The 19297-nt window shown below is 61.2% G+C and carries 18 protein-coding genes; 11 read left to right on the top strand and 7 right to left on the bottom strand.

The genetic code is table 11. The features are described 5' to 3' along the window. Positions 1-41 precede the first annotated feature (41 nt). Positions 42-491: a coiled-coil domain-containing protein gene (locus tag RBRH_RS03840; RefSeq protein WP_013434665.1), complete on the bottom strand. Its 450-nt coding sequence runs from the start codon at positions 489-491 to the stop codon at positions 42-44. 208 nt (positions 492-699) lie between these two features. Here RBRH_RS03840 and RBRH_RS03835 point away from each other — a divergent pair, with 208 nt between their 5' ends. The 6 genes from RBRH_RS03835 to RBRH_RS03815 all read left to right on the top strand — a co-directional run bounded on the left by RBRH_RS03835 (position 700) and on the right by RBRH_RS03815 (position 4255). Continuing rightward, entirely contained in the window at positions 700-1347 is a 648-nt protein-coding gene (locus tag RBRH_RS03835) for an AAA family ATPase (protein WP_013434664.1), read from the top strand. A gap of 13 nt (positions 1348-1360) precedes the next feature. Further along, positions 1361-1990, top strand: coding sequence for a hypothetical protein (locus RBRH_RS03830; RefSeq protein ID WP_013434663.1), 630 nt, complete (start codon positions 1361-1363; stop codon positions 1988-1990). A 9-nt stretch (positions 1991-1999) separates the two neighbouring features. Further along, positions 2000-2506, top strand: a complete 507-nt coding sequence (locus tag RBRH_RS03825) for a siphovirus Gp157 family protein (RefSeq protein ID WP_013434662.1) — start codon at positions 2000-2002, stop codon at positions 2504-2506. 59 nt (positions 2507-2565) lie between these two features. Then, on the top strand, positions 2566-2697 hold the full coding sequence (locus RBRH_RS20885) for a hypothetical protein (protein ID WP_269764290.1): 132 nt from the start codon (positions 2566-2568) through the stop codon (positions 2695-2697). A 236-nt stretch (positions 2698-2933) separates the two neighbouring features. Next, positions 2934-3152 carry a DUF4224 domain-containing protein gene (locus tag RBRH_RS03820; protein WP_013434661.1) on the top strand — a complete coding sequence of 73 codons (219 nt, stop codon included), beginning with the start codon at positions 2934-2936 and terminating at the stop codon, positions 3150-3152. Positions 3153-3277: 125 nt separating this feature from the next. After that, complete coding sequence (locus RBRH_RS03815; RefSeq protein ID WP_232509331.1) at positions 3278-4255, top strand: tyrosine-type recombinase/integrase; 978 nt, start codon at positions 3278-3280, stop codon at positions 4253-4255. Positions 4256-4324: 69 nt separating this feature from the next. Here RBRH_RS03815 and RBRH_RS03810 read toward each other — a convergent pair whose 3' ends face one another. Beyond that, entirely contained in the window at positions 4325-5830 is a 1506-nt protein-coding gene (locus RBRH_RS03810) for an AMP nucleosidase (protein ID WP_013434659.1), read from the bottom strand. Positions 5831-6122: 292 nt separating this feature from the next. Here RBRH_RS03810 and RBRH_RS03805 point away from each other — a divergent pair, with 292 nt between their 5' ends. From RBRH_RS03805 to RBRH_RS03795, 3 genes are all read left to right on the top strand, one after another. Further along, positions 6123-6479, top strand: a complete 357-nt coding sequence (locus RBRH_RS03805) for a hypothetical protein (RefSeq protein WP_049786444.1) — start codon at positions 6123-6125, stop codon at positions 6477-6479. 96 nt (positions 6480-6575) lie between these two features. Then, positions 6576-7544 carry a homoserine kinase gene (locus RBRH_RS03800; protein WP_013434656.1) on the top strand — a complete coding sequence of 323 codons (969 nt, stop codon included), beginning with the start codon at positions 6576-6578 and terminating at the stop codon, positions 7542-7544. Positions 7545-7554: 10 nt separating this feature from the next. Beyond that, positions 7555-8349, top strand: coding sequence for a BPSS1780 family membrane protein (locus RBRH_RS03795; RefSeq protein WP_041753209.1), 795 nt, complete (start codon positions 7555-7557; stop codon positions 8347-8349). Positions 8350-8512: 163 nt separating this feature from the next. Here the strand turns inward: RBRH_RS03795 and RBRH_RS03790 are convergent, their stop codons facing one another. Continuing rightward, complete coding sequence (locus tag RBRH_RS03790) at positions 8513-10888, bottom strand: UvrD-helicase domain-containing protein (RefSeq protein ID WP_013434654.1); 2376 nt, start codon at positions 10886-10888, stop codon at positions 8513-8515. Positions 10889-11096: 208 nt separating this feature from the next. On the opposite strand from RBRH_RS03790, the gene RBRH_RS03785 reads away from it, so the two are divergent. Both RBRH_RS03785 and galU read left to right on the top strand, forming a co-directional pair. Beyond that, positions 11097-13958, top strand: a complete 2862-nt coding sequence (locus RBRH_RS03785; protein WP_013434653.1) for a valine--tRNA ligase — start codon at positions 11097-11099, stop codon at positions 13956-13958. Between the two features lie 106 nt (positions 13959-14064). Continuing rightward, on the top strand, positions 14065-14946 hold the full coding sequence (gene galU / locus RBRH_RS03780; RefSeq protein WP_013434651.1) for a UTP--glucose-1-phosphate uridylyltransferase GalU: 882 nt from the start codon (positions 14065-14067) through the stop codon (positions 14944-14946). Between the two features lie 40 nt (positions 14947-14986). On the opposite strand, the gene RBRH_RS03775 is transcribed toward galU, so the two are convergent. The 4 genes from RBRH_RS03775 to RBRH_RS03760 form a co-directional block, all read right to left on the bottom strand. After that, positions 14987-15217, bottom strand: a complete 231-nt coding sequence (locus RBRH_RS03775; protein WP_013434650.1) for a sulfurtransferase TusA family protein — start codon at positions 15215-15217, stop codon at positions 14987-14989. Positions 15218-15362: 145 nt separating this feature from the next. Next, entirely contained in the window at positions 15363-16073 is a 711-nt protein-coding gene (locus tag RBRH_RS03770; RefSeq protein ID WP_013434649.1) for an ABC transporter ATP-binding protein, read from the bottom strand. Then, on the bottom strand, positions 16070-18334 hold the full coding sequence (locus RBRH_RS03765) for a branched-chain amino acid ABC transporter ATP-binding protein/permease (RefSeq protein ID WP_013434648.1): 2265 nt from the start codon (positions 18332-18334) through the stop codon (positions 16070-16072). Before RBRH_RS03765 ends, RBRH_RS03770 begins: the two co-directional genes overlap by 4 nt. After that, positions 18331-19278 carry a branched-chain amino acid ABC transporter permease gene (locus RBRH_RS03760; RefSeq protein ID WP_041754112.1) on the bottom strand — a complete coding sequence of 316 codons (948 nt, stop codon included), beginning with the start codon at positions 19276-19278 and terminating at the stop codon, positions 18331-18333. The genes RBRH_RS03765 and RBRH_RS03760 overlap by 4 nt, the downstream gene beginning before the upstream one ends. Between the last annotated feature and the right edge of the window lie 19 nt (positions 19279-19297).

The raw sequence follows: 19297 nt of genomic DNA, 5'->3' as shown, positions 1-19297 counted from the left end.
CAGCGTGCGCCTCATGCCGTTTGGGCAAAAAGGTTACTTCTTCAGAAAAACGATCTGATTAGGAGAGATGTCGTGCTAGCAACCGTCACACCGAGCATCCATTTGAGGAGCAACGCTTCGCCTTTGGCTTCCGCAAACCTCTTATCAAGGTCGCCCCTGACTTCCGCGAACCTTTTATCAAGCTCGCTCTTGACCTCCGCGAATCCCTTGTCCACCTTGGCATCCAAAACGGCCAAACGTCTATCCATCTCGGCAAAGCGCTTGTCTATCTTGGTTTCCAAGTCAGTCAAATGCCTGTCCATGTGGACATCCAGGCGGCTCTCAAGTTTTTCCAGCTCAGCGTGCAGGTCTGCTTTAGTCACAAGCTGGTTGAGGTTGGCTTCGAAGATATCCGCAAACACCTCGGCCTCCGCTTCAGCCTGTGCGGGTGGCACACCGGCCGTCTTGAGCCGGTTAGCAAATTTCAGTGTGTCAAAGGCGATGGCGGTCATGGCGAAATATCAGAAACAGAGCCAGATATCACGCAGCATAGCACAAATCTGTCCCCTTCCCCGCGGCGTTCGCAGATGCATCGGGGCATCCTGAATCCTGCCGCCCTTGACACGAGAAAGCACATGACCACTGATCACGGCCCCGACTACCGACAGCAACAGGAATTACAGGAATTTCTTCAATGGCACGAATCGCAAGGAGTCGAAAATGAGCATCGCAACGCTGATTCTCGGTCAGAGCGGAACCGGAAAGTCTACCGCCCTCTGCAAGATGGACCCAGCACACACCCTGTTGATTCAGACCATCCGTAAGCCGCTGCCTTTTCGCGCAGCAGGATGGACTTATCACACGAAGGACAAGGCGGGCAACATCTTCGTGTCGGATCAATCCCAAAAGATTGTCACGGTCATGCAGCACACCAGGCGCAAGGTCATTGTGCTGGACGACTTCCAGTACATGCTCGCCAACGAATTCATGCGCCGCAGCGACGAACGTGGATTTGACAAGTTTACCGAAATTGGCCGCCACGCATGGGACGTGCTTTGCGCTGCTGGCACGCTGCCCGATGACGTGCGCGTTTATGTGCTCAGCCACACCGAAGAAGATCAGTCAGGCACCACGAAGATCAAGACGATCGGAAAGATGTTAGACGAGAAGATCACGATCGAAGGGATGTTCACCATCGTGCTGCGCACCGACGTGACCGATGGCGAATACACCTTCACCACGCGTAACAACGGACGTGACACCGTTAAAAGTCCGATGGGATTGTTCGAATCGGACCGTATTCCGAATGACCTGTCGGCGGTCGATCACGCCATCACCGCCTTCTATGAACTGACCGAAACCGCCTGAACGGAAACACATCATGTATGCACTCGATCCAAACGCAGCACGTCAAGCCGATGAACGCAGTGGACGCATCACTGACATTGGAAAGTATGTGGGGATATTCACCCGAGCAGAAGACGTGACGAGTGCCAAAGGCACCCGTGGCATCGACTTCACGTTCGAGACACCAGAACGCTTGAGCGCAAATTTCACGCTTTGGACCATGAAAGCACAAGGCGAACCACTGTTCGGCTTCAAGCAGTTACAAGCGCTGATGGCGTGCCTGCGTATCAAGAGCATCACGCCCTCTCACGCCATCGTAAAGAAGTGGGACCGGGAAACGAACAGCGTTCAGGATTTTGACGCCGAGGTGTTCAAGGATCTTATGAACAAGCAGGTAGGCATTTTGTTTGAAACCGAGGACTATCTAAAAAAGGACGGAAGCATCGGAACCAAAGTCGTGCCCGCCGCCTTTTTTGAAGCCTCGAGCGGATTGATGGCTGGAGAAATCCTCGATAAAAAGGTCGAACCGACACAACTCTCAAAGATGATTTTGGCGCTTCGCCATCGTCCGTTGAAGCGCGTGGCGGGACAAGCCTCCCAGCCAGGCGACCCTACACCTGGCGCTGACAGCTCGTTGGACACGGATGGCGACATCCCCTTTTAAGGAGTTGACGTGAGTGACCTGACCTTATACCAAATTGCCAATGAGTATCGACATGCGGCCGATAGATTGGTGGAACTTGATCTCGATGAGCAAACCGTAGCAGACACGCTTGAATCAATCAGCGGGGAATTCATTACTAAAGCTCAAAACATTGCGTTCTTGATTCGCAACCTTGAAACGTCGGCCGAACAGATTCAAGTTGCAATTGAAGAAATGCAGATGCGCGCGCAAAAATACGCAAATCGTGCAGAGCGAATCAGAGCATATCTGCTGCAAAACATGCTGATGAGCGGCGTGCAAAAGCTTGAATGTCCGTACCTCAAGCTTACCGTGCGTGAGAATCCTGCCAAGGTCGTCATCGATGACGAGCGCCAAGTTCCAATGGCGTACATGACAGACCCGCCACCTCCACAACCAAAGCCAGACAAAAAGTTGATCGCACAGGCAATCAAAGACGGGAGCGGCGTGCCGGGCTGTCGGCTCGAACACAGCCAACGCCTCGAAATCAAGCCGTAACGCAGATGTCTCATGCTTTGGTGAGACAACCGCCCGTTTGCCCAAGGAGAATCGGCACCATGAACAACCCGAACGGTGAAGGTATGACCATTGTCAAGAAATTCGAACTTATCGATGATCGATTTATTGTGTTCGGCAGTGCGCGAGTGTGCGAGGACGTACACGTGTCCGGCAACGCGAGGATGAAGTGACGGACCTTGCGGCACTTACGGGCGGGCAACCAGTACGTGCGCCCGTTCTTTTAGACAGAGCAATGACAACTCATGCCAATGCGCGGGAATGCGGAATGACACGCAGTGTGGTAGATGACGCAATGGCATGCATCGCTCTATGCAATGCACACGCAGCATCCCAGGATGACACCTGGAACAACACCTGTCCCTGCTGGAGATGGAGAGTGATATAGAGGCATTGGCTCAAAGGCATTATGGACTCACTGACCCTTACCGAACAAGAAATCATTGAAGCCACCGGCTACCGTCAGCCGTGCCGGCAACTTACCGCGCTACAGAAAGCGGGTATCCCGGCCGATCGGCGCCCCGATGGCAGTGTGCGCGTTTGGCGCCACCATATAACCGGCATCGCACAGCCAAGCAAGCAACGCAAGCGTCCGCAATTGACATCCGATATGGGAGCTATAGTGTGATTGGGCGTCGCAAAATTCCATCTCATTTGCCCGCTCGCGTGTACGAGAAGCATGGCACATGGTGGTTCGTGGATATCAAACGAAAGTGGCACAAACTATGTCGTACCACCGAAGGGATCGCATGCTTGTACGAGAAACTGGCTAAATATACGCGCGCATCGGACAGTTCGCGGTCAGCAGCCAATACGATGCCTGCTCTAATCGACGATTGGGTGCAAAAGAAGCTTCCTGACTATGCCCCAAAGACACGCTCAAATTATGCCAAGATGCTCAGTCTGATTCGCCAGGAATTTGGCCCTCAATGGCTAATTGAGGACGTGCGCCCTGCAGATGTCGCGCGCTTTCTCGACAAGCACTTTCACGACAAGCCGAACAGCAGCAACAAGTACAAAGCGTTGTTGTCGTTGATCTTCATGCACGCCATTCGGAAAGGATTACGCGATCGGAACCCAGCCCGAGAAATTGGCGCAGCCAAAGAAAAAAAGCGCGATCGGTACATTACAGACGCTGAACTGGAAGCAATCAGAGCCGCCATTGTCGAGTCAGGGAAGAACCTGCATTCCTCTTCTCGTTCCATTCTTTGCTTGATTGATCTGGCTTACCAAACCGCCCAGCGGATTGGCGACTTGCTTGCGCTCAACTGGCAGGATGTCACTGACGAAGGGATCTATTTTCATCCCAGCAAAACGGTCAATAGTAGTGGCGTGCGATTACTCATCGAAATGACACCCGAGTTGAAGGACACGCTCGATCTAGCACGTGGTGGAAAGGTTACGGCCATTGGACCAGTCATCTGCACACACAAAGGCAGTCGCTTCACCTATATTGGGGCTTATTCTGGCTGGAAACGCGGCTGTCAACGCGCGAGAAAAGCTTACGAGGACGGCTGCAATGAAAAAGGGATCGCACCCGATCCGAAATATCTGATTGGACTGCATTTCCACGATCTGCGGGCCAAGGCATTAACCGACCTGAAACGCCTGAAAGGTGCCGCAACAGCCCAGGCGCTGGCCGGCCACACGACCGAAGGAATGACGGCACACTACACAAAAGCTCGGGAGGTCGAACGTGTTTCGCCCGTGCCGATCAAGCGTGCAAGTTAGACAACCCTAGACAAGTTAGACAAAGCAAAGCTGGCGGGGGGCGCCAGTCCCCCGCCCCATAAGGCTGGACTACTGAAATGCCACCTCAGCAAAGCTGCGCAGCTTGCGGCTGTGCAGCTGGTCCAGTCCGTTGGTGCGCAGCAACTCCATCGCCTTCACGCCGATCTGCAGGTGCTGGTCCACCTGCGCACGGTAGAACCGATCCGCCATGCCCGGCAACTTCAGTTCGCCGTGCAGCGGCTTGTCAGACACGCACAGCAACGTGCCATACGGCACGCGGAAGCGAAAGCCATTCGCCGCGATCGTCGCGCTCTCCATGTCGAGCGCGACTGCCCGGCTCTGCGACAGCCGCAGCACCGGTTCGTGATGATCGCGCAGTTCCCAGTTGCGATTATCCGTGGTGGCGACCGTGCCGGTGCGCATCACGCGCTTAAGCTCGGCGCCCTCGAGCCGCGTGACCTGTGCGACAGCTCGCTCCAGTGCCACCTGCACCTCGGCCAACGCGGGCACTGGTACCCACAGCGGCAAGTCGTCGTCGAGCACGTGGTCCTCGCGCACATAGCCATGCGCGAGTACGTAGTCCCCGAGCCGCTGCGTATTGCGCAAGCCGGCGCAGTGCCCGAGCATGATCCACGCGTGCGGGCGCAGCACCGCGACGTGATCAGTGATCGTCTTCGCATTGGACGGCCCCACGCCGATATTAATCATCGTAATGCCGCTGCCGTCGGCGCGCTTCAAGTGGTACGCAGGCATCTGCGGCATGCGCGCCACCGGCAGCCCCTGTTCCGGCTGCTCCCCCAGGTTCGCGTTGTATGTGATCACGTCGCCGGGCTCGACAAACGCGACGTATTCGCTGCGATACGCGCGCTCACGCGCATCGTCGGCACGCGCCATTAATGAACGGCCAAGCTTGACGAACTGGTCGATGTAGAACTGGTAATTCGTATACAGCACGTAATTCTGAAAGTGAGCCGGCGACGTCGCCGTATAGTGACGCAGCCGGTGCAACGAAAAGTCCACTCGCGCCGCTGTGAATAGGGCCAGCGGGTGCGGTTCGCCAGGCGGCGTCTCGTACGTGCCGTTGACAATACGGTCATCCAACAGCGACAAATCCGGCGTATCGAAGATGTCGCGCATCTGCCGCAGGCGGTCCACGTCTAGCTCGCCCTCCAAGTAGATGCCTTCCGCAAACGCAAAGTGGATCGGTATGGGCTGCTGCGACACCCCGATCTCGATCGACGCCTCATGGTTCTTCACGAGCAGTCTCAGTTGTTCGCGATAGTAGTCGGCGAACAAGTCTGGCCGGGTTACTGTGGTTTCATAGACGCCGGGGCCCGCGACGAAGCCATACGAGTGGCGTGAATCGATATGCGTATTGACGTTCGTGCGGATCCGCACGAACGGATAACAGGCGCGGATACGTGCCTCGATGCGCTCACCACGCCGATACTGTTCGAATGCATCGCGCAGCGACGCACTGCTGGCAGCATAAATGGCGGACAGCCGCTCGACGGCCGCGGCGGGATCGTCGAAGGCTTCGGTGCAAAACGTAGCAGACGCGTTGATCATATTCATTATTCGATTTCCTCGGAGCAGACGTGACGGCCTGGGTGCAGGAGCGCAGCGGGCCCGTGCCGACCGGAGCCAATCCACATTATCACGAAACATGGCAGCGATGCGGGGCACAAAAAAACCGCGGCGACAGCGTCACGCTGGCGTCTATGACGCACGCTGGTTTGATAAAATTGCCTTACCGTCTCGGAGAACTGTCATGAAGCCGTTCCACATTGCGCTTGGCGCACCCCCTCGCGGCGCAGCCCGGTTCGCGACCGTACTGGTGCCGGCTACCTTGGCGCTGGCCGCCACAATGGTCGCTGCGGCAAGCGCACCACAACCGGACGCGGCGGCGACGCCGGCCACCGCCGCGTCGCAGGATGCAAACGAGGCCGTCGGCTTGCCGAATCTGACAGAAATCAACCGGCCTGCCGGCGTCGCGCATTCGACAGTGCAATTGAACGCGCCCCGCACGCCGAGCTTCTACGAAAAGAGTCCGAACGGCACATCGATCACCGAATATCGCGATCGTGGCAAGCCGGTCGAAATCCAGGTCCATTCGAATTTCGGCACGCGCTATCAGATGAGCGCCTCGCCGGATGTCTCGCCGCAAGTGCATGAGAGCGGCAAGCCTTCTACGCGGCTGCCGTCCTTGCAACTCAAGTACTGACCGACTCGGCGGCCGGCAATCGATATCAGCCGCACGCGGCCCCCCTGCCGCCTCACGCTAGCGGCGGCAACCTTCAACCTGTCCAATGACGTCTGCATGGCCGTTTTCACCGCCGTCCCCGAAGCCCAGCTCGCCGCCTGGGTTCAGCACTACGCAATAGGCGAGATCATCGATTTCCGCGGCATTACGTCTGGAATCGAAAACAGCAATTTTTTCTTGACGACAACCACTGGCGAGTACGTGCTGACGATCTTCGAAAAGCTCGCCGCGCACGAGTTGCCGTTCTACCTGGAATTGATGCGGCATCTAGCAGCGCATCACGTGCCGGTGCCCGACCCGATGCGCCGCGACGACGGCGCGTTGTTCGGCATGCTGATGGATAAGCCCGCCGCGATCGTGACGCGGCTGGAAGGCTCGCCGCGGCTGGCGCCGCAGGTCACACACTGCACCGAAGTCGGACACATGCTGGCGCGGATGCATGTTGCCGGACGCGATTTTCCGATGCACCAGCCGAATTTGCGCGGCCTATCCTGGTGGCGAGACAATATCCCGGCGGTGTTGCCCTACGTGACCGATGCGCAGCACCGATTGCTGGTCAGCGAATTGGCGTATCATCAGGCGTTCTTCGCGTCGTCCGGCTACGCGGCGCTGCCCGGCGGGCCATGCCACTGCGATCTGTTCCGCGATAACGTGCTGTTCGCGTCGTGCGACGGACGTGACACGCTCGGCGGCTTCTTCGACTTCTATTTCGCCGGCTGCGACAAGTGGCTGTTCGATGTCGCCGTGACCGTCAACGACTGGTGCATCGACCTGGACACCGGTCGCCTGGATGATGCGCGGACACAGGCATTGCTGCGCGCGTACCAGACCGTACGGCCGTTCACGCCGACCGAGACACAGCATTGGCGCGACATGCTGCGTGCCGGTGCGTTGCGCTTCTGGCTATCCCGGCTCTATGACTTTTACTTGCCACGCGACGCTCACCTGCTCAAGCCGCACGACCCCGCTCATTTCGAGCGTGTGTTGCGCGAGCGTATCGGCGCAGACGCGTTACCGTGGGTTTGACCACTCTCCTATGCGACTAATCGAGGCACCCACAAAATCCGGCTATGTCTGGTTCCGCCAAGGCATCTGGCTATTCCGCAAGAACCCGCTGAGCTTCCTGGCGATCTTCTTCACCTATTTGTTCTCGATGATGCTCGTCGCGCATGTGCCGGTAGTCGGCTCCGCGCTGTGGCTAATGCTCGCGCCAGGTTTGTCCGTCGGGTTCATGAGCGCGTGCCGCGACGTGATCGCCGGCAAGCACGTGTTACCGCTCGCGCTGTTTACCGGCTTTCGCGCGCATGGCGGCGCCGTCGCGCGGCAGCTGTTGCAACTCGGGCTAATCTACCTGGTGCTGGTCACCGCGAGCCTGTTCCTGACGTCACTGATCGACGGCGGTTCGCTGCTGAAAACCGTCGTCAGCGAGGCAAAGCCGGATGACGACGTCGCCTCCAGCGGCATGTTCCTTTCCAGTATCGCGCTCGGCTTCGTATTTTACGTGCCCACAATGATGCTGTTTTGGTTCGCGCCGCTGCTGACCGCCTGGCATCGCGTGCCGCCCGTCAAGGCGATGTTCTTCAGCTTCGTGGCCTGCTGGCGCAACCGCGGCGCGTTCCTCGTCTACCTGGCCACGTGGCTTGCGGTCCTGATGGGTGTGTCGCTGGTGCTCGGTTTCGTGCTGAGCGCGTTCGGCCTGACAAGCGGCGCGTTGACCGCGCTGTTGCCCGTCAGCGTAATCCTGTGGACAATGATCTATTGCTCGTTCTACGCAACCTATCGCGGCTGTTTCGGCGTCGAGCAGCCCACTGGTCCGCCGCCGACCGAGTAAGCCGTCGCGACGCTCACGGCAGCGCCGCCGCGTGCGTGCCACGGCCCTGCGCGTCCACCGCTGCCGGTCCGTCACCACCACCGCTGCCAGTCTGTCGCTCTCACCGCTGCCGGCCCATCGCCTTCACCGCTGCCAGCCCGTCGCCCTCACCGCTATCCGTTCGTCATACCGACTGCAGTTTCGCGACCGCGAGCGCAAGCCATTTGGTGCCGTGCCGCTTGAAGGCGACCTGCGCCTTCGCGTCCGTGCCGCCCCCCTCCAGCGCGGTGATCGTACCCTCGCCGAATTTCGCGTGAAACACGGGTTGGCCGATCCGGAAGCCGCTTTGCGCGGCGCGCTGCTGGTCCGCGAACGCCGGCGCCGGTGCACCGTCGTCAAAGCGCGCATTGCCATACGGCGCGTCGTCGCGCCGGCCGCCGCGGCCGAACCAATCGCGGCCCCATCCAGCGTTGTCGCCGAAACCGGCACGCTGACCCCAGCGTGAGCCGGGCTCTAACTTGGGGGTGAGCCACTTCAACACCCCAGCCGGTAATTCGTCGAAAAAACGCGAGCGCACGTTGTAACGCGTCTGGCCGTGCAGCATCCGGCTTTGGGCGAACGACAGATAGAGCCGCTCCTTGGCGCGCGTGATTGCAACGTACATCAGGCGCCGCTCTTCCTCGAGCCCATCCTGTTCCGTCACGCTGTTCTCATGCGGGAACAAGCCTTCCTCGAGTCCGGTGATGAACACGGCGGCAAACTCGAGCCCCTTGGCGGCATGCACCGTCATCAATTGCACCGCGTGCTCACCGGCCTGCGCCTGATTGTCGCCCGCCTCGAGCGACGCATGCGACAGGAAGCCGGCAAGCGGCGTCATCTGGTCGGGATTCTGCGCCGGTGCGTCAATGCGCGGCGCATCCAGCACGGCCTGCTCCCCGTCATCGTCCGGCCCCCGCAGCGCGGCAGCGCGGCTTGCACCCGGCGCCAGCGGAATCGAGCGCGCCGGCGTATCGAGGCCATAGCCCTCCTCGGATACGAATGCGCTGGCCGCGTTGACCAGCTCCTGCAAGTTCTCGATACGCTCCTGGCCTTCACGGTCGTTGGCATAGAATTGCTCCAGCCCGCTGAGCCGGATCACCGCCTCGACCGTCTCCGGCAAGCTCATCGCACGGGTCTCGCCACGCATCCGCTCAATCAGAGCAAGAAACCCGCCCAGCGCCTGGCCGGCCTTGCCGGTCACATAGGGAATCGCCTGTGCCATTGAGCAGTTGTACAGCCGCGCGGCATCGGCCAGTTGCTCAAGCGAGCGTGCGCCAATGCCACGGGCCGGAAAATTGACCACCCGCGCAAATGCGGTGTCATCGCTCGGATTGTCGATCAGCCGCAGGTACGCAAGCGCATGCTTGACTTCCTGGCGCTCGAAAAAGCGCAGCCCGCCGTAGACCCGGTACGCGATCCCGGCATTGACCAGCGTGTGCTCGACCACGCGCGACTGCGCGTTGCTGCGATAAAGTACCGCGATCTCGTCGCGCGACAGGCCCGTGTCGATCAGGGCGCGGATTTCCTCGACGATCCAGCCGGCCTCCTGCGAATCGGTCGTCGCCTCATAGACCCGCACCGGCTCGCCGTGGCCGGCATCGGTACGCAGGTTCTTGCCAAGCCGTTTTGAATTATGCGCAATCAGCGCATTAGCGGCATCGAGAATATTGCCGTGCGAACGATAGTTCTGCTCGAGCTTGATCAGATGCCGGACGTTGAACTCGCGCTCGAAATCGAGCATGTTGCCCACGTTGGCGCCGCGGAATGCGTAAATCGACTGGTCATCGTCGCCGACCGCGAATATCGCATTGTGCCCGCCGGCCAGCAGCTTCAGCCACGCGTACTGTAGCTTGTTGGTGTCCTGGAACTCGTCGACCAGGATATGCCGGAAACGGGCCTGGTAATGCGCCCGCAGCGTCGGATTGCGTTGCAGCAGTTCATGGCAGCGCAGCAGCAATTCCGCAAAGTCGACGACCCCCTCGCGCTGGCATTGTTGCTCGTAGGCGGCATACAGCTCGACGCACTTGCGATTGAAATTATCGCTCGCATCGACCTGCTCGGGCCTCAACCCTTGCTCCTTCGCGTTGTTGATGAAGTACTGTAGGCTCTTTGGCGGATATTTCTCGTCGTCGATGTTCAGACCCTTCATCAGCCGCTTGATCGCCGACAACTGGTCTGCTGTGTCCAGAATCTGGAAGGCCTGCGGCAACCCGGCATCGCGGTAATGGGCGCGCAGCATGCGGTTGCACAATCCGTGGAACGTGCCGATCCACATGCCGCGCGTATTGATCGGCAGCATCGCGTCCAAACGGATCAGCATCTCGCGCGCCGCCTTGTTTGTGAAGGTGACGGCCAGGATGCCAGCGGGGCTCGCCTCGCCGCGCGAGATCAACCATGCAATGCGGGTAATTAGCACGCGCGTCTTGCCGCTGCCCGCGCCGGCAAGAATCAGGGCCGGTTCATTTGGCAGCGTCACCGCTGCATATTGTTCGGGATTCAGGTTGGCAAGCAAATCGGACATGAGCGGCCTTGGTCACAACAAGCTTGCCATTATACGGCCGTGATCGGTCCAGCAGGCGGGGAATGCACCCAGTATGCGCCGTCCCACGGCGGCAGGTGCCGCGCCGCGCGGCGGCGCAACCGGCGCCCGTGCATCGCCAGCTCCCTTATAATTTACTGTAACGATCTATTCGACCGCATTTTCACCGTCTTTCCGGCAGATTTCGACAATGAGCGACAGCAATACCACGCTTGCAAAAAGTTTTGAGCCTTCGACGATCGAGGCGTATTGGGGCCCAGAATGGGAAAAGCGTGGCTACGCGAAGGCAACCCTAGACCCGCAGCGACCCGACTTCGCGATTCAGCTGCCACCGCCGAACGTGACCGGCACGCTGCACATGGGCCACGCGTTTAACCAGACTATCATGGATGGCTTGGCACGCTACCACCGGATGCGCGGCGAGAACACGTTGTGGGTGCCCGGCACGGACCACGCGGGCATTGCCACGCAAATCGTCGTGGAACGCCAACTCGACGCGCAAAAGCAATCACGGCACGAGCTGGGGCGGGAGCGCTTCATCGAGCGCGTCTGGCAATGGAAACAGGAATCGGGCTCCACGATCACGCGGCAGATCCGGCGGCTCGGCGCATCGACCGACTGGTCACGCGAGTATTTCACGATGGATGAGCGCATGTCCCGCGTCGTCACCGACGTGTTCGTGCGCCTCTACCAGCAAGGGCTGATCTACCGCGGCAAACGGCTCGTGAACTGGGATCCGAAGCTAAGGACCGCGGTGTCGGACCTGGAGGTGGTCAGCGAGGAGGAAGACGGCAAGCTGTGGCACATCCGCTATCCGCTCACTGACGGCTCCGGCCACCTAACCGTGGCGACCACACGGCCCGAGACGATGCTCGGTGACGTCGCGGTCATGGTCCATCCGCAGGACGAGCGTTACGCGGCGCTGGTCGGCAAGACCGTCACGCTGCCGCTGGTCGGACGCGAGATCCCGGTGATCGCCGATGACTATGTGGAACGCGAGTTCGGCACCGGTGTGGTCAAGGTCACGCCAGCACACGATTTCAACGACTACCAGGTCGGGCAACGCCATGGACTGCCGCAGATCGTCGTGCTCACGCTCGATGCGAAGATTAACGACAACGCACCGGCCGCCTACCGCGGGCTGGATCGCTTTGACGCGCGCGAGCGCATCGTCGCAGACCTGGACGCGCTCGGCCTACTCGAGTCGGTCAAGCCGCACCGGCTGGTCGTGCCGCGTGGTGATCGCACGCAATCAATCATCGAGCCGATGCTCACCGATCAGTGGTTCGTCGCGATGAGCCAGCCGGCGCCCGAAGGCACACTGCATCCGGGCAAGTCGATCGCGCAAACCTCGCTGGACGTGGTGCGCCGCGGCCAAATCAAGTTCGTGCCGGAAAACTGGACCACCACGTACTACCAGTGGCTGGAGAACATTCAGGACTGGTGCATCTCGCGCCAACTCTGGTGGGGCCACCAGATTCCCGCCTGGTATGCGGATGATGGGCAGGTGTTCGTCGCACACAGCGAAGCCGATGCCCTAGCACAGGCCCGTGCTCAGGGCTATAACGGCGCGCTCAAGCGCGACGAGGACGTGCTCGACACGTGGTTCTCGTCCGCGCTCGTGCCGTTCTCCTCGCTTGGATGGCCCCAATCGACGCCGGAACTCGAGCACTTCCTACCCTCGTCGGTGCTGGTAACGGGCTTCGACATCATCTTCTTCTGGGTCGCCCGAATGGTGATGATGACCACCCATTTCACCGGCAAGGTGCCGTTCCACACCGTGTATGTGCACGGCCTGGTGCGCGACGCTGAAGGCCAGAAGATGTCCAAGAGCCGCGGCAACACGCTCGATCCGATCGACATCGTTGACGGCATCGACCTAGAGACGCTCGTCGCCAAGCGCGTAACCGGGTTGATGAATCCGAAGCAGGCGGCATCGATCGAGCAAAAGACGCGCAAAGCGTTCCCGGACGGGATTCCTGCCTACGGCACCGACGCGCTGCGCTTCACGATGGCATCGATGGCCACGCTCGGGCGCAACGTGAGCTTCGATCTGGCGCGCTGCGAAGGCTATCGCAACTTCTGCAATAAATTGTGGAACGCCACGCGCTTCGTGCTAATGAATTGCGAGGGGCATGATTGCGGTATCGCGCCGTGCCAAGGCGATTGCGGGCCGCACGGCACGCTCGATTTTTCGCCCGCCGACCGGTGGCTCGTATCGCTGTTGCAACGGGTCGAGGCCGATGTCGAGAAGGGCTTTGCCGACTACCGCTTCGACAACATTGCAAACGCGATCTACAAGTTCGTCTGGGATGAGTATTGCGACTGGTACGTCGAATTGGCCAAAGTCCAGTTGCAGACCGGCACGCCGGCGCAGCAGCGCGGCACGCGGCGTACGCTGCTCAGGGTGCTCGAGACAATCCTGCGGCTCGCGCATCCGCTGATGCCGTTCATTACCGAGGCGTTGTGGCAGAAAGTCGCGCCGCTGGCGGGCCGGTACCCGGCCGGGACCGCGGCCGGCGACGCCTCCGTGATGATGCAGCCCTATCCACGCAGCACACCATCGAAGATCGACGAGCAGGCGGAACAGTGGGTTACCGAACTGAAGGCAGTAGTCGATGCATGTCGTAATTTACGCGGTGAGATGAACCTGTCGCCCGCCACCCGCGTACCGCTGGTGGCGGCCGGCGATGCCACGCGCCTGCGCGAATTCGCACCCTATGCCCAAGCGCTCGCGCGGTTGTCGCAAGTCCAGGTGCTCGCAGACGAAGCCGCGCTCGACCAGCAGGCGCATGGCGCGCCTGTCGCCCTTGTCGGCTCGAGCAAGCTGGTACTGAAGGTCGAGATCGACGTTGCCGCCGAACGTGAGCGACTGACCCGCGAAATCAGCCGCATCGGCGACGAACTGGCCAAATGCAATACGAAGCTGCAAAACGAGCGTTTTGTGGCTCGCGCACCGGCCGCCGTCGTTGACCAGGAGCGCAAAAGATTGGCAGATTTTGAGTCGAGGTTGGCAAAACTGACCACCCAACTCGAGCGGCTTCCGGCATAAAGTGCAGGGTTATCTGCTATGACAGGGCGATATTTTTTGTCGCGCTGTTCATTTTCCCAATATCGGGCTAACGTAGTACAACCGGAAACGAACAAGGTAATCGAAGATGCTCAAAGTTACTAAGGCAGTGTTTCCCGTGGCAGGTCTTGGCACGCGGTTCCTCCCAGCCACCAAGGCGAGCCCGAAAGAAATGCTTCCAGTGGTCGACAAGCCGCTGATTCAGTATGCGGTTGAGGAAGCGATTGCCGCAGGTATCACCGAAATGATTTTCGTGACAGGCCGCAGCAAGCGCGCGATTGAGGATCACTTTGACAAGTCGTATGAGATCGAAGCGGAACTCGAGGCTCGCGGCAAGGACAAGTTGCTCGAGCTAGTGCGCGGAATCAAGCCCAGCCACGTTGACTGCTTCTACGTTCGCCAGCCCGAGGCGCTCGGGCTCGGGCATGCGGTGCTGTGCGCAGAAAAACTCGTCGGCGATAACCCGTTCGCGGTCATCCTCGCCGACGATCTGCTGTACGGTCGCCCGCCCGTGATGAAGCAAATGATCGACGTATTCGATCACTACCACAGCTCGGTGATCGGCATCGAGGAAGTGCCGCACGAGGAAACGAAGTCGTACGGCATCGTCGACGGCAAGGAATGGGAAGACAACATCGTCAAGATGTCAGGCATCGTCGAGAAGCCAGCCCCGGAGGTCGCGCCATCCAATTTTGGCGTGGTCGGCCGCTATGTGCTCAAGCCGCGCATCTTCAGTCACTTGCGTGCACTGAAGCCAGGCGCGGGCGGTGAATTGCAATTGACCGATGCGATCCAGTCGCTGCTCGGCGACGAGCAGGTGCTCGCGTACAAGTACCACGGCACGCGCTTCGACTGCGGCAGCAAGCTCGGCTACCTAAAGGCAACAATCGAGTTCGCGCTGCAGCACCCGGAGGTTCGCGACGAGTTCGCCGAATACCTACGCACCCGCTCGCCGGTACTCGAAGGCTAACGCCGCGGCACGGCGCCGCAGCTTGCGGCGCGTTTGCTACTCAGCGCCGACGCATCAGGAACACGAATGTCCTGTCAGCGCCCGTGCTGGTTTCCACTAGCTCGTTGCCGGTCTGCTTTGCAAACGCGGCGAAATCTCGCTGCGAGCCGGGATCCGTCGCCAGCACTTTCAGGATCTGGCCACTCTGCATGTCGGCCAGCGCTTTCTTCGCACGCAAGATCGGCAAGGGGCAGTTCAGCCCCCGCGCGTCAACTTCCTTGTGAACTTCCATCGAATCCCTACCGTTAGCTCAAACGCGATGCGAGCCGCACCGCCTACGAATTGTAGCGGGAAACGACGCTGGCAGCCTGCATTGCCGGCGTGCTGACCAGACTATAACTTGATCATGCCATGTCGCCGCTGCGGCTCGCGCAGCGCTACACCGACAGCCATTGCCGGGCAATCGCCGGCTTCGCCTCGAACTCGCTACGCGCACCGGTGAAGACGATCTCACCCAAGCCCGACGGACCGCGTCCCATCACGTAGACGCGTCGCGCCAGCTCCAACGCCATTGCGGCACGCTGCTCGATCAGCACAATCGCCGTGCCGCGCGCAGCCAGCGTTGACAGTGCAACGCCAAGCTCATCGACAACACGCGGCGCGAGGCCCTCAGTCGGCTCGTCAATGATCAATACACGGGGCTGCGCGGCCCACGCCCGGGCAATGGCCAACATCTGCTGTTCCCCACCGGAGAGCACGCCCGCCTTCACGTCGGCACGGACACGCAAGCGGGGAAACAACTCGTACAGCGGCTCGAGCACCGCCGGACCCCGTGCGCGGCGCGGCAGACCGAGCAGCAAGTTCTGCGCGACGCTCAATGTCGGGAACACATCGCGGGTCTCGGCGACATAACCGACACCGGCGCGGGCAATGTCCACGGTGCGCAACGTGCCGATCTGCATGCCATCGAGCTCGATCGAGCCGCGCCGCTCAACCAGACCGACAATGGCCTTGGCCAGCGTCGAGCGGCCCACGCCATTGCGGCCAAACAGGGCGACGATCTCGCCGCCGTCCACGTGCATCGATACGTGCTGGATGACCCGCACGCCCTGGTATCCGGCCTCCAGGTGGCGCACGTCAAGTCTCATAGCGCACGCGCGGGGCCCAAGTAAGCATCGCGCACGTCCGGATTGGCGCGGATCTGCGCCGGCGTACCGGTGGCGATGACCACGCCATCAACCAGCACCGAAATCCGGTCTGCGAGATCGAACACGACGCCCATGTCGTGCTCGATCAGCAGGAGCGTGCGCCCCGCCGCCATCGCGCGGATCAATGCAAGCGCCTCGATGGCCTCTGCCCGGCTCATGCCGGCGGTCGGCTCGTCCAGCAACAGCAGTCGCGCACCACTAGCCGTGGCCATGGCCAACTCAAGCGCGCGTTGTTGGGCGTAGCTCAGTTGCGCGGCGCGGGCGCTGGCTTCGTCGCCGAGGCCCACCACCTGTAGCCAGTCGAGTGCGCGCTCACGCAGACCGCGCCACGCGGCAGGTTGTAGCCAGCGATAAAGCGGCGCGCCGCGCGGGCAAAGCATCGCACAGCACACGTTATCCAGTACCGACAACTGCGTGAACAAGTTGGGTGTCTGCAAGCCCCGCGCGACCCCAAGGCGAGCGATCCGATGTGCCGCCAACCGCCGGATCGGCCTGGCATCGAGCCGCACGGTGCCCCGATCGACCTGCGTGACGCCACTGAGCACGTTGAATACCGTGGATTTGCCTGCCCCATTCGGGCCGATCAATGCGTGAATCTCGCCGGCTCGCACGTGCAAATGCACGCCGCGCAGCACGGATGTCGCGCGGTAACTGACATGGACGTCGTCCAGCGTCACATCAAGCGCCAGACCACTCGGCGCGTGTCTCGGCCGTACCCTCGGCGCAGGATCAATGGGTTTCGCTTGTTCCGCCGTACCGGCTGCTCGTGCCGGCACGTTGGCGGCGGCGCCTGCGACGATGACTGACGCGGTGGCTTTGGCTACGGCTGGTCTCGTGGCTGCCGTAGCAGCATAGGTCGAAACCATGGCCGCCGTAGAAGCGTGGGTCGAAGCCATGGCTGCCGCAGCAGCATGGGTCGAACGCAAGCTCGTAGCAACCCGGCGCGGCGAACGCAGCGTCGTGCCACGCAGCGCGAACGCCGACACCGCCATCCATACCGCCCCGGCCACCGCGATGCCCCACCCGTTGGCGGCATGCAAGCCCGGACTGATATCTGCGCCGGTATCGCCAAATCGCCATGCATAAACTGACTGAATTACAGCGATACCGCCGGCCAGCATGCCGAGCACTGCCAGCGCACGTCCCATGCGTCTTCCGCTGAACCGTGGTAGCGCGCATCGCGCACGCCGGCTGCCCGCCAGCGATGGCGACACCCGGCGATGCAACCATGCACCGATCAGCCCGCCGGGCGCGAGCACCACGACGAGCAAGAAAAAAAGGCCGACGTACATCGGCCACGCGCGGGTAATCGACGCCAAGCCGTTCGCGATCGACACATAAACCACGGCGCCCAGGATAGGACCGGCGAACGTGCCAGTGCCGCCAATCACCACGGCGATCAACGCGGTCGCGCATGTTGCAACGCTCGCATTGTCCGCGGTGGCGATCTCAAAGGTCACCACCGATAGTGCGCCGGCGACGCCGGCAAAGAATGCGGCAATGACCGTCATCGCCCACCTCACGCGCGACGGATCCACGCCGACGAATGCCGCCCGTCGCGGATTGTCGCGCACCGCATTGGCCACGTGCACGAGCGGCGTGCGTAATAACCAGGCGATCAGCATGCATGAGGCCAGTGCGACCACGACCACCAGGCCATAGGCCGCGCGCGTCGCACCGAAATCGATACCGAGCCAGCCCGGGACGGCGCCGCGGTCGATCATCACGCCACCCACGCCGCCAAACCATTCCGGCACGGTGCTCGCGGCAGTCGCGACCAGTTCGCCGAGCCCCAGCGTCACCATCGCGAAGGTCACGCCACCCCGGCGCGCACTGAGCCACCCGGCCGGGACGGCAACAAGCGCCGCACCTGCGCCGCCGACCACCGGCAGCCACGGCGCGGACAATGCCCACGCGTTGGCCACGCGCGCCGCCGCCAATGCGCCGATGCCGTAATACATGGCATGGCCAAACGACAGCAGGCCGGTTTGACCGAGCAACAAATCGTACGACAGCGCGAACACAATCAGCACGGCCGCCTGAGACGCGAGCGCCAGCGCCGCGCCGCTCGGCTCGCCGTGCGCCAGCGGCAGCAGCGGTAGCGCGGCGAGCACGGTTGTCAATATCAGCCCGCCCCACGGCAGCCGCCGCACGTCGCGGTCGATCCGCATGCCACGCGGGGCCTGGCGATGCACCATCATGTGTCCAGCTCCACATGGCCACGCACCAGCCCGCCCGGACGCAACGCCAACATGATGATTAGCAACACAAAGGGCGTTACTGGCGCGAGTTGTGCCAACGTGATGCGGCCCCATGCGCCGGTCTCGTCCACCGTCGGCAACACCCAATGGAGCAGCGAGCCAAGCCGTATGTCGAGTCCGACAAGCAGCGTCTGCACGATGCCAAACAACAGCGATGCGGCGAATGCGCCAGCCAACGAACCCATTCCCCCCGCCACGACGATTGCGAACACGACCGAACCCAGCGTTTCGGCCATCGACGTATCCGTGACGAATGCCACGCCGCCAAGCACGCCAGCCACCGCGGCAAGCGCCGCGCCGCACGCGAACACCTGGATATGCACACGAGCGACATCATGGCCCAGTGCCTGCACGGCGTGCGGGTGCGTGCGCGCGGCCGCGATCACCAGGCCAAGGCGAGAATACCGCAGTAGCAGCGCACAGAGGCCAAGCACGCCAGCGGAGATCGCCATCATAAAGGCACGAAGACGGGAGAATGCCACGCCATGCCAATTCACCAGTGCGCCATCGAGCCACTGCGGCACGACGGCGGGCAACGGCGAGCGGCCCCATCCTAGTTGCACGAACTCGGCAATTAGATAAGCCAGGCCGAAGGTCGCCAGCAACTGGGCAAGCGGCCCCTGACGGTGCACACGGCGCAGCACGCCAAGCTCGAAAGCGGCGGCCAGGCCGGCCACCGCGGCCGGCGCGAGGATCAACGCGGCGGCAAAGCCACCGTAGCGCGCGCTCGTGTAGCCGATGTAGGCACCGAGCATGTAGAAACTCGCATGCGCAAAGTTCATCACGCCCATCAAGCTGAACACGAGTGTCAACCCGGCACACAACAGGAACAACAGCAACCCATAGCTCAGGCCATTGAGCAACACGGCAACGAACGATTGCATCGTCAAATCCGCGAGCATT

Origin of the sequence: Mycetohabitans rhizoxinica HKI 454, from assembly GCF_000198775.1 — a bacterium.
GTDB classification, from domain to species: domain Bacteria; phylum Pseudomonadota; class Gammaproteobacteria; order Burkholderiales; family Burkholderiaceae; genus Mycetohabitans; species Mycetohabitans rhizoxinica.
This window is presented reverse-complemented; position numbering and strand designations above follow the sequence as displayed.

Excerpts from the sequence above, each read along its gene's own strand:
- RBRH_RS03810 (WP_013434659.1), bottom strand. The coding sequence starts at position 5,830 with ATGAATATGATCAACGCGTCTGCTACGTTTTGCACCGAAGCCTTCGAC.
- RBRH_RS20885 (WP_269764290.1), top strand. The coding sequence starts at position 2,566 with ATGAACAACCCGAACGGTGAAGGTATGACCATTGTCAAGAAATTCGAA.
- RBRH_RS03840 (WP_013434665.1), bottom strand. The coding sequence starts at position 491 with ATGACCGCCATCGCCTTTGACACACTGAAATTTGCTAACCGGCTCAAG.
- RBRH_RS03805 (WP_049786444.1), top strand. The coding sequence starts at position 6,123 with ATGGTCGCTGCGGCAAGCGCACCACAACCGGACGCGGCGGCGACGCCG.
- RBRH_RS03760 (WP_041754112.1), bottom strand. The coding sequence starts at position 19,278 with ATGCAATCGTTCGTTGCCGTGTTGCTCAATGGCCTGAGCTATGGGTTG.
- RBRH_RS03800 (WP_013434656.1), top strand. The coding sequence starts at position 6,576 with ATGGCCGTTTTCACCGCCGTCCCCGAAGCCCAGCTCGCCGCCTGGGTT.
- RBRH_RS03790 (WP_013434654.1), bottom strand. The coding sequence starts at position 10,888 with ATGTCCGATTTGCTTGCCAACCTGAATCCCGAACAATATGCAGCGGTG.
- RBRH_RS03830 (WP_013434663.1), top strand. The coding sequence starts at position 1,361 with ATGTATGCACTCGATCCAAACGCAGCACGTCAAGCCGATGAACGCAGT.
- RBRH_RS03785 (WP_013434653.1), top strand. The coding sequence starts at position 11,097 with ATGAGCGACAGCAATACCACGCTTGCAAAAAGTTTTGAGCCTTCGACG.
- RBRH_RS03775 (WP_013434650.1), bottom strand. The coding sequence starts at position 15,217 with ATGGAAGTTCACAAGGAAGTTGACGCGCGGGGGCTGAACTGCCCCTTG.
- RBRH_RS03795 (WP_041753209.1), top strand. The coding sequence starts at position 7,555 with ATGCGACTAATCGAGGCACCCACAAAATCCGGCTATGTCTGGTTCCGC.
- RBRH_RS03835 (WP_013434664.1), top strand. The coding sequence starts at position 700 with ATGAGCATCGCAACGCTGATTCTCGGTCAGAGCGGAACCGGAAAGTCT.
- RBRH_RS03770 (WP_013434649.1), bottom strand. The coding sequence starts at position 16,073 with ATGAGACTTGACGTGCGCCACCTGGAGGCCGGATACCAGGGCGTGCGG.
- RBRH_RS03765 (WP_013434648.1), bottom strand. The coding sequence starts at position 18,334 with ATGATGGTGCATCGCCAGGCCCCGCGTGGCATGCGGATCGACCGCGAC.
- galU (WP_013434651.1), top strand. The coding sequence starts at position 14,065 with ATGCTCAAAGTTACTAAGGCAGTGTTTCCCGTGGCAGGTCTTGGCACG.
- RBRH_RS03820 (WP_013434661.1), top strand. The coding sequence starts at position 2,934 with ATGGACTCACTGACCCTTACCGAACAAGAAATCATTGAAGCCACCGGC.